Below are 16,221 nucleotides of genomic sequence, written 5' to 3'. Positions count from 1 at the left end.
ACTTGTTGGTATCAAGCTCCTCGTACGCCTGCCAACATTCGAGTTTGAGAAACCGCCATTCGATCCGCGACCAAGCCTTCGAGAACTGCTGCCCGAACTGATCGAGGGTCAGCCGCCTGCCGGTGCGCGTCGCCCATTGAGGTGGAATCATCTAGCTGTCCGGAATGTCTTTCTTCGCCGATATGAGGGTGGCTCGGGAGATCCGGACGATCCGCTCATCAGCAGCGCATCTCGCGTCGCCTAGAGGTTGGATCCCGATCTGATCGGTGATATCGGTCCCGATGACGGCGAAGCTCCCGTCGTCCAACTCAAGGATATCCGGTGAGCCACTGACGGCAGTAGTGTCGCCACGCTCTTGCGGAGTGATACCAAGCCGCCTGACAGCTCTCATGGCTTCCTCGCATATGACGTATCGGTTGAACGCAGCCATATCACGCAATAATGAACATGACAATCCATAGGCAGGTTAAGTGACGACCTGTCACGGCGATTAACAGCAAACCAATAAGGGAAGTCCGGCGCGCCTCGACGATGCGATGTCCGGGTGCGGGACGGAGGGGTCAGCGTCCGGCACGGCCGCGCGGCCGGGTCCTTCGCCCTCTCACGCGGGGCCTCGGCGCACCGTTCACACAGAGATCCTGGACCGCGCAACCACGCCCCCTCATCGATCTGCCGTGGATTGAGTTCACATGTTGGGTGCGCTGCCCGGGCGGGCGAGGCTCGGCCAAACGCGGCGAAATCCCCTTCAGACGCGGGCTGGGGTCAGCCGGTCGGCGGGGAGGGCTCGCTGCCAGGGATGATGCAGGTCGACGGCGAGGGTGCGGGCGAGTCGGACTTGGGCGTAGGCGACCAGGACAAGCCAGGCCCAGCGGTCGGCCTGCTCGGGGTGGGGTAGCCGGGGCCGGGTGAGGCCAAGGACCTGCTTGCAGAATCTGAACGTATGTTCGAGATCGAATCGGCGGAGGTAGGTCCACCAGAGTCGGTCCAGGTCGTCACTGTGGACCACAGTCACAGGGGCTTGGGTTTGCGGTCTGCGAGGAGGTGTTCGGTCAGCGAGGCCGCGCAGTGAAGGCGGCCGGGCGGGTCCGCCGGGCGCGACAGCGGCGGCATGCGGAATCAGCGGCGGCGGTCGTCACGCGTCGGCGACCGGGTCGGGCAGGGAACCGACGCGGAGCACCCGGAGCTGGAGCATCACGGCGAAGCGCTGGTCGGGGTCGGCCAGGTCGATCCGGCCGACCTCGGCGACCCGCCGCAGCCGGTAGCGGAAGGTGTTCTGGTGGACGAAGACCGAGTCGGCGGCCGCGGCGACGTCGCCGAAGGCGTCGAGCCAGGCGCGCAGCGTCTGGACCAGGTAGGCGTGGTGCCGGCGGTCGTAGTCGACCAGGCGGGCCAGGGCGCCGGTCGGTTCGTCGCCGCGGGCGGCGGCGAGGTCGCGCATCTCGATGATCAGGGCCTCGCCCTGCAGCTCGTCGAGGCTGCCGATGCGCCGGTGGCCGCGCCGCTCGCGCAGCACTCGCAGAACCCGGTCCACCCAGGAGCGGCTGTGGGCCACGCCCGAGAGGTCCAGCGCGGCCGGTCCCACGGCGGCGACCGCGGGCAGCCGGTCGCCGACTCGGTCCAGGAAGTCCTGCAGGGTCCGCTCCGCGCGCGTCCCGGCCCGGTCCCCGGTGCCGGCCACCGGCACCAGGCCGTAGGTGACCTCGCCGATCTCGGCGACCGCCGAGATCGGGTGGAAGGCGGACAGGTGCAGGGCGAACGCGTCGCCGAGCCGCTGCCGGTCGTGGACCACGGCCGCGCCGCCGCCGTCGTCGTCGCGGTGCCGGTCGCGCTCGTCGAGGGCCACCCCCAGCACCAGCAGAGGGCGGCCCGCGAGCCCCAGCCGCTCCAGCGCCGCGCCCGCGCCCGCGCCGCCCTCCAGCGCCGAGCGCAGCAGGTCGGCCCGCAGCCGCCGCTGCACGTCGGCGCCGGCCCGGACCCGCAGCAGGTGCAGGGCGACCAGCTTGGCCGACTCGCGCAGCGCCTCGTGGCGCTCCTCGCTCAGCGGCCCGGGCACCGCCGCCCAGATCGAGCCCAGCACCTGGTCGCCGGCGCGCACCCCGATGGCCACGCGGGGCATCGTCAGGCCGCTGTTGTCGCCGGGGACGGGCTCGATGTAGATGGGCCGGTCGTCGCGGAGCAGGTCCTGGAAGACCCCGCGCTCGCGGAGATTCCGGAAGTACCGCTCCGGCACCTGCCGGCCCAGGATGGTCTCGACCCGGGACGGGTCGGCCTCGTCCTGGCGGACGGAGAAGGCGAGCACCCGGGAGTTGCGGTCCTCGATGGTGATCGGCGCGTCGAGCAGCGACGCGACCGCGTTGGCGACCGCGAACAGGTCGCCCGCGGGCAGCCCGCCGAGCGACTCCGCCGGATCCACGCCGTCGCCGCCGACGAGCAGGGAGCGCAGCATCTCACTCAGGTGGCCCCACGGCGCGCCCCGGCTGAGCCCGAGCACGGCCACGCCCGCCTCGTCGGCGGCGACCCGCACCTCGTCGGTGAGCGGGACCGGCGCCCTGAGCACCAGCGCCACCGCCCGCCGCCGGCCGAGCGCGCGCAGCAGCGCCGCGATCTCGCCGGGTGCGTCGACCCCTACGCCGAGCACGAGCGCGTGGGGCGGCAGCATCGGCTGATCCAGCGGGTCGTGGATGACCAGACCCCCGATCTCACCGGGGCGGTCGGGGTCGCCGTGGACGAGGTCGAGCAGCGTGGAGCCCAGGTCGTCGAGGACCCGGCCCAGGCTCGCGCGGGGGCGCGCGTCGTTGGTGTGCGCCATTTGCCGACGATATGCCACGCCTTGGTCGACGACTAGTCGGCCCCTATGAATCGCGCCCGTGTTCTTCGTCTGATCCGACGTACTCAGCCGGTGAGCCACTCGGACGCGGTGGTCATCTCGGCGAGGCGGTCCGGCACCGGCGCCACGCCGAGGCCGGGCCGGCCGGGACGGCGAGGTGGCCGCCGTCGAGCACGAACGGCTCGGTGATGTCCGCGGCGTAGTACCGCCCGGACGCCGACGTGTCGCCGGGCAAGGTGAACCCGGGCAGCGCGGCGAGCGCCACGTTGGTGAGTTTCATGCATCCCTCCGTACGACGTACCAACCGGTGCGGTCGAAGCCCTCGATCCGGCCGCCACGGGCGGCGAGGCCGGTGAGCGCGTCGCGCACGGCGACCCGCCAGCGCCGCGCCATCCCCGGGTCGGCCGTGCGGAGACCCTCGATGTCCGGGGGTACGGCCACGAGCGAGGTCGCGCCGTCGAGCCGGCCGGGCTCGGGAGCGCCGTCCGCCCCCATGCTCAGCGCCGTGACGGCGCCCGCCGCGAGCTCGTCCGCGGCGACGGTGCCGGTGCCGCCCCCGGTGCAGGCGGCGACCACTGCGGGGTCGCGCAGCGGCCAGCGCATCAGGAGCCGGTCGGAGTCCTCGGCGCCGTTGATGGCGTCGAGCATCGGACCGTAGAAGTTGGGCAGGTACTCGGCCGGCCGCGCGGCCAGCTTGACCACGTTGAAGTAGGCGTTACGGGCCACCAGCGGGTCGAAGGTCCAGGCGATCTCGGGGACATCGCACCGTAGCGCCCATGCCCGCTGGTGCAGTTTGAGCGCGAAGCCGATGCCGCGGCCGGTGGCCCGCGCCGAGACGCCGGCGATGTGGCTGTGCAGCGCCTCCTCCGCCGGGGCGTGGAAGAAACCCACGCAGGCACCGACCAGGCGGTCGCGCTCGAAGGCGCCGGCCACGTAGTTGCCGGCCTTGCTCAGGGCGCGCAGGAGCTCGATCGTCATCTGCGGGTTGTCCGAGCGGCCCCAGATGGTGGCGAGTAACCCGATCACGCCGTCCAGGTCGTCGAGGCCCGTGAGCTCGCGCACCAAAACGCCGGCCGCTCGGGCGGCGCCCTCCGCGGCCCGGGCGGCGTGGTCGAGCTCCGGCCCCGCGGCGGCGGGCGCCACGCTGCTGTCGGTCACGATGTTCATGCTCCTCGGCTCGTTCGGGGGTGTCACGGTCGGGCCGCACCTGGCGCGCCGATCGGGTTCGTCGAGTCGGCCGGCAGGTCCTCGACCAGCGCGCGCAGCAGCGCGGTCCGGCCGGGCAGCCTGTCCACCAGCACGTGCTCGCCGGGGGCGTGGGCGCCGCCACCGACCGCGCCGAGGTCGTCCAGGGTCGGCGTGCCGACGAGGTCGGCCGACGGCGACTCGCACTCGATCAGGGCGCGGGCGTCGGCGAGCAGGTCTGAGAGGGCGGCCATCAGCCTGCCCGCGGGACATCGTGGAGGTCTCTCATATGCGACCACGCTAGGAACCGGGCCCGCGGCTGCGTTCATCGTTCTCGACAACTTGGCGGCGAGCGCTTGGTCGTCCGTGACGAACATATGATCAGTCTGTCTCGAGGTCGCGGTACCGGGGCAGCTCGGCGCCCCGGCGGGACACGGTGTAGGAGGCGGCAGCGGCGGCGACGGCGCCAAGCCGGTCCAGTGCGGCCGGCGGTGTTTCGAGCAGGCCGAGGATCAGCCCGGCCATGTAGCTGTCCCCCGCGCCGACCGTGTCGACGACGTCAACCGCGGCCGGGCCGATGCGCACGACGTGCCCGGGGGCGTGGAGCGTGGAGCCGGCGGCGGCGCGCGTCACGGCGACGAGCCGGGGACCGGCGCCGGCGATGTGCTCGGCGACCGCGTCCAGCGGGCGGCCGGGGTAGAGCCAGCCGGCGTCCTCGGCGCTGAGCTTGACCACGTCGACGAGCGACGCCACGGCCTCGAAGGTCGCCCGGGCCGGGGCGGGATCGGTGCCGAGGATCGCGGGGCGGACGTTCGGGTCGAAGGTCAGCGTCGCCCGCCCCCGCAGGTCGCGCAGCAGCGCGCGGACCTTGCCGGCGCCCGGCTCCAGGAAGGCGGCGATCGAGCCGGTGTGCACGACGGCGGCCCCGTCCGGGATCGCGGCCGTTTCGATGTCCCAGTCGATGTCGAAGACGTAGCGGGCGTCGCCCGAGGCGTCGACGGTCGCCGTTGCGGTCGCCGTCCGTCCATGGTGGACGCTCGCGGGCAGCACGTCGACGCCGGCGCCGGTGAGATGCCGCAGCACGAGCCGACCGTGGTCGTCGTCGCCGATGCTGGTGAGCAACGCGGTCGGCACGCCGAGCCGGGCGAGGCCCCGGGCGACGTTGGCCGGGCTGCCGCCCGGGACCTCGTCGGTACCGCCGGGACGGACGATGACATCGATGAGCGCCTCGCCGACCACGAACACGAATCGGTTCGTCACGACACGACCTCGTCCAGGCGCACGCAGCCGATCGTCAGGGCGGTGGCGGTGCTCGCGCTGTCGCCGGTGTCACCGCCGCAGGCCGTCAGCGCCGGCGCCGACGGCGGTATTGCCAGGATCGCGAGTGCCCTGGCGGCACGCGACCAACGGCCCCGTAGTGCTGGGGACATGGCTTTCCTCTCATGACGGGGCGAGGGATCAGCAGACCTCGGCGGGCGTGCCGAGGCCGGCCGCGAGGGCGGCGGCGATGCCGCCCGCCCGGATGTCGCGGTAGCTCGCGGCGAACGCGTCGGCGAAGATCGGCCGTTCGGCGAGGTCGCCGAACAGATCGGTGTCGCGCAGGAATCCGATCGGGTCCGCCTGCTGGCGGTGCACGGCCGCGGCGACGGCCGCGCGCTGCCGGTCCGGCGCGCCGGGCTCGTCGACGTCCGCGGCGAACACGGCCCAGCCCGCGACCACCAGCGCGGCCATCGGCGCCGACCGGCCGAGCCGGACCCGGTCGTGCGCGACCGGCAGAAGAAACTTCGGGATGCGGTCCGAGGCATCGGTGGCCAGCCGGGCCAGGGTGTCGCGAATGTACGGGTTGGCGAACCGGTCGAGGAGCGAGCGCTTGTAGGCGGCGAGGTCGATGCCCGGCACCGGCCGCAGCGTCGGGGTGGCCTCCTCGTCCATGTACCGGGTGAGCAGCTCGACCAGCCGCGGGTCTGCGGCGGCCTCGTGGGCCAGGCGGTGCCCGAGCAGGTAGCCGGGGTACGCCAGGGCCTGGTGACTCGCGTTGAGCAGCCGCAGCTTCATCAGCTCGTAGGGCGTCACGTCGGCGACGACCTGGACGCCGACGCGTTCGAAGGCGGGCCGCCCCAGCGTGAAGTGATCCTCCAGGACCCACTGGACGAACGGCTCGCACAGCACCGGCCAGGCATCCTCGACGGCTAACTCCTGGGCCACGAACGCCCGGTCGGCGTCGGTGGTGACCGGCGTGATCCGGTCGACCATGCCGTTGGGGAACGCGACGGTCGCGTCGATCCAGTCGCCGAGGCCGGGATCGCGCAGCCGCGCGTAGGCGACGAACGCCTTGCGGGCCACGTCGCCGTTGCCGGGCAGGTTGTCGCACGACATGACGGTGAAGGGCGGGATGCCGCGGGCGCGGCGGCGGGCGAGGCCCTCGACGACGTAGCCGAAGACGGTGGCCGGCGCCGCGCCGGGCCGCAGGTCCTGCCGCACGCCGGGGTCCGACTCGTCGAACTCGCCGGTGGTGTCGCTGGTGTTGTAGCCGCCCTCGGTGATCGTCAGCGAGACGATCCGGGTGGCCGGGTCGGCGAGCCGTTCCAGCACCCGCTCGGGATCGTCCGGGCCGAAGAGGTACTCCACGATCGAGCCGATGGTGCGGGTGCCGGTCGACCCGTCCGGCCGGCGCTCGACCAGCGTGTAGGTCGTGTCCTGGCCGGCGAGGGCGTCCCGCATGCGCCGGTCGCCGGGCAGCAGGCCGACGCCGCAGATCGCCCAGTCGAGATCCTCGCCTCGCTCGAACAGCCGGTCGAGGTACATGGCCTGGTGCGATCGGTGGAAGTTCCCGACGCCGAAGTGGACGATCCCGACAGAAAGGCCGGACCGGTCGTACCTGCTCAACATAGACTCTCCTCGATTGCATTGGGCGCGGCTCATCCGGCGGCCGAGTGGACTTCCGGTCCCGCGCCGCCCGGTCGACATCCGAGTCGGGGTCTGTTCTACGGTGCCGCGCAGGCGAATCGGGCGGCGAAACCGTTGCTTCGATACGTCATGGGGGCGCCCGAGACGACGCCGGTGCTAGCGGGCGGGAAATCGCGCCGACAATTTCTTCGTCGCGCTCTCGACGACGGCCGCCGGAGCGGAGTCCAGGGAGCCCGCGTTGTACGGCGGCTCCGGCGCGTACTCGATGATGAGCTGCACGGTCTGCGCCACGTCGTCGCCCGCGATCGAACCGGCCAGGGTCAAACCCATGTCGATGCCCGCCGATATGCCCGCGGCGGTCGCGTAGTGACCGTCGATGACGACCCGCTCCTTCGACGGCGTCACACCGAACTCGACGAGCTGCTCGAGCGCGGCCCAGTGGGTCGTTGCCCGGCGAGCCCTGAGGACTCCGGCGCCGGCGAGAATCAAGGACCCGGTGCAGACCGAAGCCGTCCACGCAGTGGTCCGGTCGACCGTTCGCAACCACTCGTGCAACGTGCCGTCGGACATTTGCTCGGACTGGCCCGGGCCCCCTCCGATGAGGACCACGCCGGGGTCCGTCACGTCGGCAAGCGTCGCGACGACGTTGATCGACAGGCTCTTCAGGTCGTTGCGGACGAGGCCGGGCTGCTCGGCGACGAAAACGACCTCGGTGTCCGGGAGACGGCCCAGGACCTCATACGGCCCGACAACGTCCAGCGCGGTGAAGCCAGGATAGAGAACGATGGCGACCTGCATGTCAGCGCTCCTTCAGTTGTGCGCTCACCGTCGGCCCCTGACGGGCCGGCCGGGTAGGGCCTGCTCTTGCAACCTGCCGTCGCTGACGACCGATTCGCCGTTGACGATCACGTGGGCGAACCCCGTCGAGGGACGCACCGAATGCTGGTAGGTCGCCGCATCGGTGACCCGCTCCGCGTCGAACACCACCACATCCGCATCGCAACCGGGCTGAATCCTGCCCTTGCGCCGCATCGCGGGCGCGGCCTGCTCGACGATCCGCGCCGGTTGCAGGGTGCACTTGGCGATCGCTTCGGGCAGCGACAGGACGCCCGTTTCGCGCACCGCGATCCGCAAGGTACGGCCATAGGTGCCGGCGCTGCGCGGGTGGGTCTTGACGAACTTCGGTGGCGGCCACTGCATCGGGTCGTAGGCGTGGCCGTCCTCGATGACGAACGGCAGGGCGTCGGAAGCGATGGCCGCGTACGGCAATGCACACATTCGAGCGATGCGATCCGTGGACTCATCCAACAATGTGATGAACGCCAGGCCCGATGGGTCGGCTGCTCGCAGTTCGAGCAGGCGATCGACCGAGGCGACCGTCTCCCCGGTCCGTGCGTAGATCACGTCCCGGGGCGTACCCGTCGCACCCAGGACATGCAGCCGATCGGGATGGAAGTAGTCGGACCCGATCGCGCTCATGCCCGACCCGTAGGGATAGATCTCGCTGGTCACGTTGGCGCCCTCGGCACGGACCGCCTCGATCAACGCCTGGACTCGGTCCAGGTGGCGTGTCGACGTGGAGTTGACGTGGCAGTAATGCATATGCACGGAGGTTTCGCCGGCCACCCTCGTCAGCTCCTCGGCACCGTCGACGACGACTCCGGGATCCTGTTCGATGAGTGGCCGCGCATGGGTGAACACCGGCACTCCCGCCGCCGCCGCAAGCCTTGCGACCTCGACGAACTCGGCCGGATCGGTCGCGGGCGCATACCCCAGCAGGACGCCGATCCCAAGTGCCCCGTCGGCGAGCTCGCGCTCCAGCATGCGCAGCATCGCGGCGAGTTGGGCCGGTGCGGCGGGCGCGCGCCACGCGTCTGATCCGAGGCCGTCGAGAGATCCGTCCGCGCCCCCGGAGAGCGGTGCGCCGCCGACCACATGCATGCGCAGCGACGACCAGGAGGCCGAGTACCCGTAATTGACGGGTCGGCCCTCGGCGGCGGCCCTCACGTAGGCGGCCGACACCGGGGCGACGCCCGCTTCGAGCTCGAGCGCCGTGGTGACGCCGTCGAGCGCCTGCAGCCGGCCCTCGGCAATGCCTTGCCCATGGCTGTGCAGGTCGATGAACCCGGGAGCGACCACGAGCCCACGCGCGTCTATCCACCGCCGGCCGATCAGGTCTGCCTCGGAAACGGCGGCGATCCGGCCGCCGGCCAGGCCGACGTTGCGGACGCCGTCCAGCCCACTCTCGGGATCGATGACTCGACCCCCTCGGATCACGACGTCGTACGTCACGCGGTGACTCGGACGATGAGGTCGTTGACGCTGTCGGTGAGGCGGCCGAAGGCGCGATCGGCCGACGGCACGCGCGGCGCGAAGTCGATCCAGCCGTGGACGAGCTCGGGATCGAGCTGGACTGTCACGGGGACCCCGGCGTCCCGCAACCGTCTTGCGTAGTCCTCGTTGGCCGACCGCAACAGGTCGTGCCCGGCGATGACGACGACGGCGGGCGGCAGGCCGGCCAGCGACGTGGCCCGCCCCGGCAAGGCGTAGGGCGAGCCGAGGGCCGCTTCATGCGATGCGTACTGCTGGAGGAAGAACCGGAGGTCGTCGAGGCTGATCCGCGGACCGTCGCGGAAGGCGAGCATGCTGGGCGCTTCGAGGTCGTCGTCGATGCCCGGGTACACCAGCACCTGAGCGTCGACGCGAGGGCCGTGCTCGTCGCGCGCCCGCAACGCGACGCACGCCGCGAGGGTGCCGCCCGCGCTGTCGCCGGCGACGAGGAACGGCAGATCGGGCCGCAGCGCTCCGGCCCAGGCAACGGCGTCGCAGGCGTCGTCGAACGGCGCCGGGAACGGGTGTTCCGGCAACATCCGGTAGTCGACCGAGACCACGACGGCTCCGGTGTCGCGGCTGAGCCGCCGCGTGACGAGGTCGTGGGTGTCGATGTCACCGGAGATCCACGCGCCGCCGTGCATGTACACGATGACCGAACTGGGCGTCTCGGGGCTGTAGACGCGCACCGGTATCTCCCCGCCGCGGCCCGTCACGAGCTCGTCGGTGACGCGGTGCACCGCGATGGGCTCGGCGTCGCGGGTGAAGATCGCGATCGCGTCGCGCATCCCCTGACGGAGTTCTTCGGCGGTCAGGTCCGCGGCGGAGACGGGCGCGGGTGGTCCGAGCTCGTCGAGCAGCTTGATGACGTCGGGATCGATGGGCATCTCGTTCATGGCTTTACCTCTTCCGATAGATCCGGGCCCGGCGCAGATGATCGACGGCAACCGCACAGACCAAGATCGCGCCGACCACGATGCTGTTGTACTGCGGCGGGACGCTCGCAAGCACCAGAGCGTTGTCGATGAGCGACAGCAGGACGGCACCCACCGCGATGCCCTGGATGGTGCCCATGCCGCCCATCAGGCTGACGCCCCCGATGAGCACTGCGGTGATCGCGTTGAGGGTGATCGACGTACCGCCGGCGGTGACCTGCCCGGCGCCCACCCGGGCGGAGTAGATCATGCCCGCGAGAGCGGCCGTCGCGGCGGCGATCACGTACAGCGCCAGGTCGAGCCGGAAGACCCGCAGTCCGTTCCCGACCGCGGCCTGACGGTTGCCGCCGAGCGCGCGGACGTTGACGCCGAACCGGGTGCGCTCGAGCAGGAACCAGAACACGACGCCGACGACAATGGCGATGAGCACGTCGTTCGGCACGCCGGCAACGCTGCCCTGCCCGATCCACTGGAAGCTCTCTGGAAGCGGCAGGACGTCGGAGCCGCCCGTCACCAGGTTGTTGATGCCGGTGAGCATGTAGAACGTCCCGATGGTCGCGATGATCGGCGGCACGTGCAGATACGTGATGACCGCGAAGTTCACCCCCCCGACCGCGCAGCAGATCGCCATCCCGACGAGTACCGCCAGCGGCCAGGGAACTCCGTTGACAAGGAGTGTGCAGGTGGACAGGGCACCCAGCGTGAACACGGCACCGGCCGAGAAGTCCAGACCACCGCCGATGATCAGCATCGCGGCGCCGCAGGCGATCACGAAGTAGATGACGCTGCTGCGAAGTATCTCGGACAGGTTGTCCGGGGAGAGGAACAGACTGGAGCGAGACGCGGCGAAGACCCCGATCACCAGCATGACCAGCAGCAGCGTGGTCTCCTGCCGCACGAGGATCTTCGTCAGCAGGCTGTCCCGCTCGCCTCCGTGGTCGGTGTCTCGTTCTTGAGCGGTTCGGGTTGTCGCGGTCACGGTCATCATGCCACTTCGTAGTCGTGGACCGGGTCGTCCGGTCGGTCGGGCGGGACGGCGCCGGTGATCATGCCGATGATTTCCTCGCGACCGACTTCGGTGACCCGCCGGGTGCCGACGGTCCGGCCGAGCCGGAGGACCGTCACCCGGTCGGCGTGGGAGAAGACGAACTCCAGATCGTGGCTGACGATGACGACCGCCTTCCCCGACGCCCGGAGTTCGTCGATGATTTCGCCGACGTGCGCGGTCTCCTGGACGCCGAGCGCGGCCGTCGGCTCGTCGAGGAGCATGATCGGCTTGTTCATCCGGACGGCGCGGGCGACCGCGACGACCTGCCGCTGACCACCGGACAGCAAGCCGACCGGAGTGCGCACGTTCCCCACCCGCACCTTGAGGTCCTTGAGGACCTGGGCTGCCTCCCGCTCCATCCGGCGACGGTCAAGCACGATGCCGAACTTGCGTGGCAGGTTGCCAAGCGCCATGTTGTGCGCGATGTCGAGGCACTCGACAAGAGCAAGGTCCTGATACACGACAGCGATGCCGTGTGCCTGAGCATCGGCCGCCGAACGGACCTGGCCCACCTCCTCGCCGTTGACGAGCACCTCGCCCTCGTCGGCCCGATGAATACCCGCGACGATCTTGATCGTCGTGGATTTCCCGGCGCCGTTGTCACCGACGATCGCGTGCACCTCACCGCCGTAGGCGTCAAAGCGGACGTCTTCCAGCGCCGATACGGAGCCGAAGTACTTGCGCACCCCACGCAGTCGAAGGGCGGGAACGCTCATCAGACCCATCCCTTGTCGAGGTAGGCCTGCACCTCGTCCTTGCCGACGACCTTGACGTGGACGGGGACCTCGGGTGCCGGCTTGCCGTCGTGGACGTCGACGACCCCGTCGACCATTTGCCTGCCGAGCGTACAGACGTCCTGCATCAGCATCAGGTTCGCCGTGCCCTCCTTGACGGCCTCAAGCCCGCCGTTGTCGTGACCGCCGGCGAGCAGGAAGGTCTTGCCCTGGAGCTTGCGAGACTTGATCGCCGAAACCGCGCCCGGCGTGACCGTGCCCATGTGGGTGACGATCTCGGTGATGTCGGGGTGGGCCGTGAGGAGCGCGTTGACCTGCGGAAGCGCCTTCGCCGCGTCATCGGCGGTGTACACCTCGCCCGCGATGGACACGTTGCCGGTCTTCGCGGCCGCACCCTTGACCCCGTCCAGCCACGACTTGCCGAGCCCGGTGTTGCCCTGCGCGACGAGCCCGAGCACGTGCTGACCGGGCAGAGCCGCGACCGCGCCTACCAGCGTCTCGCCGATTTCCCCCCAGTCCGGACCGGCATTGACGTCAGCGCCGCTGTCCTTGCCACCGGGACCATAGAAGGTCCCCGTCACAACGCCCGCGGCCTGGGCCTGCTTGAGCACCTGGGTGAAGCCCTCGCTGGCCGGGAATGTGATGATCACGTCTTTCTTGTTGGCTGTGGCCTGCTGCACTTGCTGGATCATGGCGCTCGCGTCCAATGCCTGGCCGGTCGGGCCGCTCTCGGTGAAGTCGGCTCCGCGCTTCTTGGCCTCATCCTTCATACAGTCACCGATCTGCCGCCATGCCGGGTAGCTGGGCAGCGGGTTGACGAACTGGATCGTCATGGCCTTCGGATTTCCCGAGGACGGGGAGCCGCCGGTAGCTGAATCCTGGCCGGCGCAACCAGCCAGACCGGCGAAGACGAGCACCGACGTCGAAAGCGCCGTGTAGATGCGGAGGCGACCGAGCCGTGCGGCCGTAGTGGCGGTCATATGGGGCTCCTCCCGGACGGTAACCGCGGCCCAGGCCGTGGCGGGGGGGTTTGATTGGTGAAGCATCATCCCGCCACCTGGCCTGCGCGAGTTGGTTCGATCGCCCAAACCTGAGCGGTGCTATTTGGCCCCCGCGACGAGGTTGCGGCTCCGAGATGCCTAGACGATCCATGCCAGGTTCAACGCCGCTTCGCCGGGTGATGGGAGTCGCCGTGCCGTCGTGTGTCATCTGTGTCTCCGGGATCGGCCAGACACGCTTGCTGAGCGAGTTGGTCGGAATGCTCGCGCATCGCCTCGCCGACGTCAGCTCGATCAACGCCGCCCTCGACGACAACACCTGCCGGGTACAGCTGACCGTGGCGACAACGGACCCGGCGGCGATCAGCATGCTCCTGAACCGGATCAACCGGATCGTCGGCGTCACGAAGGTGGTCGTCCTGACGGACGACCTCGCGCACCACCGGTCCGCCACCTTGGTGACCGTCAACGCGGTCACCAGCGCGGACCGGGCTCAGCTGCTGGAACCGGCGCGTGCGCTCGGCGCCGAGATCGTTGAGGTCGCCGCGAAGACCGTGACGCTCTCGTTCACCGGGACGCCACGGCGAGAGCGGGAGTTCCTTGATCTGGTCGAGCCGTTCGGGGTTGCCGAGATCGCACGATCCGGGGCGATCGGCGTGCGACGGGCGCGAGGCCCGGCGTCCCGGTCGAGCTCGGTCGCACCACCGAGCGTGGTGCCGGCATGACACACCAGTTCCTCAGGCCCGACGGCACGGTCGACCCGGACGGCGGACCAGAGGTCCGCGTCACACCGGAGCTGGCCCGGTCCTTCTATCGCGAGATGGTCCTGGCGCGTCGTTTCGACCAGGAGGCGTTACCACCTGCAGCGGCAGGGCGAACTTGGGCTGTGGCTGTCGAGCCGCGGCCAGGAGGCCGCCCAGGTCGGATCGGCGCAGGCGCTTCGCGAGACCGATTGGGGCGACCAGGCCGCGCAAGAACGCCAGCCAGCCCGCGCCGTCCTCGGAGGAGACGACGTCCAGGCCGAGGATCTCCCGCCGGCCGTCGGCGTTGACGCCGGTGGCCACCAGGGCGTGCACCGTGACCGTGCGTCCGCCCTCGCGCACCTTCTGGGTCAGTGCGTCGATCCAGACGAAGGTGTAGGGTCCGCCGTCCAGCGGCCGGGAGCGGAACTGCTCCACCATGCCGTCCAGTTCGGCGGCCATCGCCGAGACCTGCGACTTGGACAGACTGGTGATGCCCATCGCCTCGGCCGGCTTCTCCACCCACCGGGTCGAGACGCCCAGCAGGTAGGAGGTCGCCACCACCGAGGTGAGCGCCCGCTCGGCCCGGCGCCGCTTGTCCAGCAGGAAGTCCGGGAAGTAGGAGCCCTGCCGCAGCCGGGGCACGGCCAGTTCGATGCTGCCGGCACGGGTATCCCACGGCCGGGTGCGGTAGCCGTTGCGGGTGTTGACCCGCTCGCTGCCGACCTCGCCATAGCCGGCGCCGCACAGCTGCTCCACCTCGGCGTCCATCATCCGCTGTGCGAACTCGCGGATCATCGTCCGGAGCAGGTCCGGGCTCGCTGCGGCCAGGGTGTCCTCGACGTACTCTCCGACAGCAGGCACAATGTCATTGACGGCCACTTCGTCCCCTTCATGTCTAAATGTGCGAATCGAAGGATTACGGAGTGGCCGTCTCGTGTCACATGGATCTCCCCCGTACCAGTCGAAGGGCTAGATCACCCGCACACCATCCCCGTGGACGCGAACCTACCGGGCGCCCCGTCGCCAGTCTGCCCAGACGCGCACGTACGCCGAACAACCTCGTACGGGATCACAGCGAGCGGCCACCAGAGCTGGTAAGAAGACCGACACCTGAAGTATGGTCTCAAGTATGGCGACGAAGAAGGTAACGGTGACGATCCCCGAGGAACTCCTCGACGAGATCCGCACGGATGCGGCAGAGCGGGGCCTGTCGGCGTACGTCGCCGAGGCGTTGCGCTTCAAGCGTGACCGGGACCGGTTGCTGGAACTGGTGAACTGGCTGGAGGAAGAATACGGCCCGGTCACCGAAGACGAGCGCGCGGCAGCAATCGAAGAACTGGAAGATCTCGACGCGGAGCACGAGCGCCGCCGCGTCGGCGGAAAGCGCAACGCAGGAGAGGCTGCATGAGGAAGCGAAGCGGTGAGCACGAGCAACCGCCGTTGCGGATCTTCGTACTCGACTGCGAGGCCTTGTCCCTGGCCGTGCGCGGCGACAGGAAGATGATCGCCTGGCTCGACCTCGCGGCCCGGGGGCAGGCGGAGGTGGTGACGTCTCCGATGACGGTGGTCGAGGCGCACGACGGCAGGATCACCGAGCAACGCTGGGACTGGGTGCTGTCCCGGCTCAACGTCGTCGGAATCGGGAAGGACGAAGCCCGGCAGGCTCGCCGGATACTAGCCAATGCCAAGCTGCACGGCCACAAGTACGCGATCGACGCGGTGCTCGCCGTCATCGCACAGCAGCAGAAGGGGCAGGTCACCGTCTTCACCTCAGACGTAGACGACCTGGAGAAGCTGGTCCCAGACTCGGTCGTCGTTAAGAAGGTATGACCTTCTACGCTCCCCTCACCAGGTGTGACATCGCGTTGACATGGTTCCGGTCAAGATACTCGGTGAACCATCTATGGAGCGGACAAGATCACTGACGCAGCGCGCCCTTTGCGCCAGCCTCGGTCGCCGCGTCGTAGGCCTCCACCATCGCCAGTCTGCACTCCGGCATGAACGACCGCCGCTTCGGCCGACCCGATCGAGATCTGCTGCCCCTGCTCGATACTCCTGGCGCGAGCAAGCGGACCGCGACCGCCTACAACGTCTACCGCGAACTGCTGAGCTCTCTAAGGGCCGCCTGATCCACTTGCCGCGGCCAGGTGCGGTCATACTAAATGGAAACGCGGTTACTGGACCCCGAAAATGGCATCGCCGCAGGTCAGGGCTTCGAAATTGTCCAGTCGAAGAAGTCCTCGTTGGGCAGATTCAGCGCGGAGTCGCAGCGCACGACTCCGATGACCTCACCGAGGTTGGCCCGGATCCGGTAGGCCAGCAGCTCATAATCCAGGTACGCGGTGAGCGGCTCTTGGACCAGACGGATCCTCGAATACTCGATCCCGCGGCTCCTGATGTCGTCGTAAAGACGCCTGTCGGCCTGATGAATTCACCGGCACGCCGGTGAACGTCACCTAGCGTCACAAACGACAAAAGGTGCCGCTCTGACCTGGCATGATCTGGATTGACTA

At 69.7% G+C, this 16,221-nt stretch carries 19 protein-coding genes and 3 pseudogenes; 5 read left to right on the top strand and 17 right to left on the bottom strand.

The annotated features are described in order from the left end of the window. Positions 1-151: 151 nt before the first annotated feature. The 15 genes and pseudogenes from AB0M95_RS39700 to AB0M95_RS39630 all read right to left on the bottom strand — a co-directional run bounded on the left by AB0M95_RS39700 (position 152) and on the right by AB0M95_RS39630 (position 12,884). Positions 152-430 (bottom strand): hypothetical protein, encoded by a 279-nt coding sequence (locus AB0M95_RS39700; RefSeq protein ID WP_363776535.1) that lies wholly within the window; start codon positions 428-430, stop codon positions 152-154. A gap of 315 nt (positions 431-745) precedes the next feature. Beyond that, on the bottom strand, positions 746-1,006 hold the full coding sequence (locus tag AB0M95_RS39695) for a hypothetical protein (RefSeq protein WP_363776532.1): 261 nt from the start codon (positions 1,004-1,006) through the stop codon (positions 746-748). A gap of 126 nt (positions 1,007-1,132) precedes the next feature. Beyond that, positions 1,133-2,809, bottom strand: coding sequence for a helix-turn-helix domain-containing protein (locus tag AB0M95_RS39690; protein WP_363776529.1), 1,677 nt, complete (start codon positions 2,807-2,809; stop codon positions 1,133-1,135). Between the two features lie 83 nt (positions 2,810-2,892). Continuing rightward, positions 2,893-3,095, bottom strand: a pseudogene (locus tag AB0M95_RS39685) (o-succinylbenzoate synthase); the annotation flags it as partial. 8 nt (positions 3,096-3,103) lie between these two features. Further along, positions 3,104-3,985, bottom strand: coding sequence for a GNAT family N-acetyltransferase (locus AB0M95_RS39680; RefSeq protein WP_363776527.1), 882 nt, complete (start codon positions 3,983-3,985; stop codon positions 3,104-3,106). 32 nt (positions 3,986-4,017) lie between these two features. After that, positions 4,018-4,266, bottom strand: coding sequence for a hypothetical protein (locus AB0M95_RS39675; RefSeq protein ID WP_363776524.1), 249 nt, complete (start codon positions 4,264-4,266; stop codon positions 4,018-4,020). 127 nt (positions 4,267-4,393) lie between these two features. Continuing rightward, complete coding sequence (locus AB0M95_RS39670) at positions 4,394-5,272, bottom strand: carbohydrate kinase (protein WP_363776521.1); 879 nt, start codon at positions 5,270-5,272, stop codon at positions 4,394-4,396. After that, complete coding sequence (locus tag AB0M95_RS39665) at positions 5,269-5,442, bottom strand: hypothetical protein (RefSeq protein ID WP_363776519.1); 174 nt, start codon at positions 5,440-5,442, stop codon at positions 5,269-5,271. The genes AB0M95_RS39670 and AB0M95_RS39665 overlap by 4 nt, the downstream gene beginning before the upstream one ends. Positions 5,443-5,470: 28 nt before the next feature. Continuing rightward, positions 5,471-6,901: a mannitol dehydrogenase family protein gene (locus AB0M95_RS39660; protein WP_363776517.1), complete on the bottom strand. Its 1,431-nt coding sequence runs from the start codon at positions 6,899-6,901 to the stop codon at positions 5,471-5,473. A gap of 174 nt (positions 6,902-7,075) precedes the next feature. Then, positions 7,076-7,717, bottom strand: coding sequence for a DJ-1/PfpI family protein (locus tag AB0M95_RS39655; RefSeq protein ID WP_363776514.1), 642 nt, complete (start codon positions 7,715-7,717; stop codon positions 7,076-7,078). A 24-nt stretch (positions 7,718-7,741) separates the two neighbouring features. Beyond that, positions 7,742-9,211: an amidohydrolase family protein gene (locus AB0M95_RS39650; RefSeq protein ID WP_363776511.1), complete on the bottom strand. Its 1,470-nt coding sequence runs from the start codon at positions 9,209-9,211 to the stop codon at positions 7,742-7,744. Next, positions 9,208-10,146, bottom strand: a complete 939-nt coding sequence (locus tag AB0M95_RS39645; RefSeq protein ID WP_363776508.1) for an alpha/beta hydrolase — start codon at positions 10,144-10,146, stop codon at positions 9,208-9,210. Before AB0M95_RS39645 ends, AB0M95_RS39650 begins: the two co-directional genes overlap by 4 nt. Positions 10,147-10,150: 4 nt before the next feature. Next, entirely contained in the window at positions 10,151-11,164 is a 1,014-nt protein-coding gene (locus tag AB0M95_RS39640; RefSeq protein WP_363776505.1) for an ABC transporter permease, read from the bottom strand. A 5-nt stretch (positions 11,165-11,169) separates the two neighbouring features. Beyond that, positions 11,170-11,949: an ATP-binding cassette domain-containing protein gene (locus AB0M95_RS39635; protein WP_363776503.1), complete on the bottom strand. Its 780-nt coding sequence runs from the start codon at positions 11,947-11,949 to the stop codon at positions 11,170-11,172. Then, positions 11,949-12,884 carry a sugar ABC transporter substrate-binding protein gene (locus tag AB0M95_RS39630; protein ID WP_363776500.1) on the bottom strand — a complete coding sequence of 312 codons (936 nt, stop codon included), beginning with the start codon at positions 12,882-12,884 and terminating at the stop codon, positions 11,949-11,951. The genes AB0M95_RS39635 and AB0M95_RS39630 overlap by 1 nt, the downstream gene beginning before the upstream one ends. A gap of 218 nt (positions 12,885-13,102) precedes the next feature. On the opposite strand from AB0M95_RS39630, the gene ilvN reads away from it, so the two are divergent. Both ilvN and AB0M95_RS39620 read left to right on the top strand, forming a co-directional pair. Continuing rightward, positions 13,103-13,690 (top strand): acetolactate synthase small subunit, encoded by a 588-nt coding sequence (ilvN, locus tag AB0M95_RS39625; protein ID WP_363776497.1) that lies wholly within the window; start codon positions 13,103-13,105, stop codon positions 13,688-13,690. An 86-nt stretch (positions 13,691-13,776) separates the two neighbouring features. After that, a pseudogene (locus AB0M95_RS39620) lies at positions 13,777-13,918 on the top strand (thiamine pyrophosphate-dependent enzyme); the annotation flags it as partial. Positions 13,919-13,921: 3 nt separating this feature from the next. Here the strand turns inward: AB0M95_RS39620 and AB0M95_RS39615 are convergent. Further along, positions 13,922-14,572 (bottom strand): annotated as a pseudogene (locus AB0M95_RS39615) (transposase); the annotation flags it as partial. Between the two features lie 265 nt (positions 14,573-14,837). Here AB0M95_RS39615 and AB0M95_RS39610 point away from each other — a divergent pair. The 3 genes from AB0M95_RS39610 (at position 14,838) to AB0M95_RS39600 (ending at position 15,837) form a co-directional block, all read left to right on the top strand. Beyond that, on the top strand, positions 14,838-15,116 hold the full coding sequence (locus AB0M95_RS39610) for a CopG family transcriptional regulator (RefSeq protein ID WP_363776494.1): 279 nt from the start codon (positions 14,838-14,840) through the stop codon (positions 15,114-15,116). Continuing rightward, positions 15,113-15,538 carry a PIN domain-containing protein gene (locus tag AB0M95_RS39605; protein ID WP_363776491.1) on the top strand — a complete coding sequence of 142 codons (426 nt, stop codon included), beginning with the start codon at positions 15,113-15,115 and terminating at the stop codon, positions 15,536-15,538. The genes AB0M95_RS39610 and AB0M95_RS39605 overlap by 4 nt, the downstream gene beginning before the upstream one ends. A gap of 167 nt (positions 15,539-15,705) precedes the next feature. Further along, on the top strand, positions 15,706-15,837 hold the full coding sequence (locus AB0M95_RS39600; RefSeq protein WP_358517873.1) for a hypothetical protein: 132 nt from the start codon (positions 15,706-15,708) through the stop codon (positions 15,835-15,837). Between the two features lie 77 nt (positions 15,838-15,914). On the opposite strand, the gene AB0M95_RS39595 is transcribed toward AB0M95_RS39600, so the two are convergent. Continuing rightward, positions 15,915-16,139: a DUF6879 family protein gene (locus AB0M95_RS39595; protein ID WP_363776538.1), complete on the bottom strand. Its 225-nt coding sequence runs from the start codon at positions 16,137-16,139 to the stop codon at positions 15,915-15,917. Positions 16,140-16,221: the final 82 nt, after the last annotated feature.

The sequence above is a fragment of the Sphaerisporangium sp. NPDC051017 genome, assembly GCF_040683095.1.
In the GTDB taxonomy this organism is placed as follows: domain Bacteria; phylum Actinomycetota; class Actinomycetes; order Streptosporangiales; family Streptosporangiaceae; genus Sphaerisporangium.
This window is presented reverse-complemented; position numbering and strand designations above follow the sequence as displayed.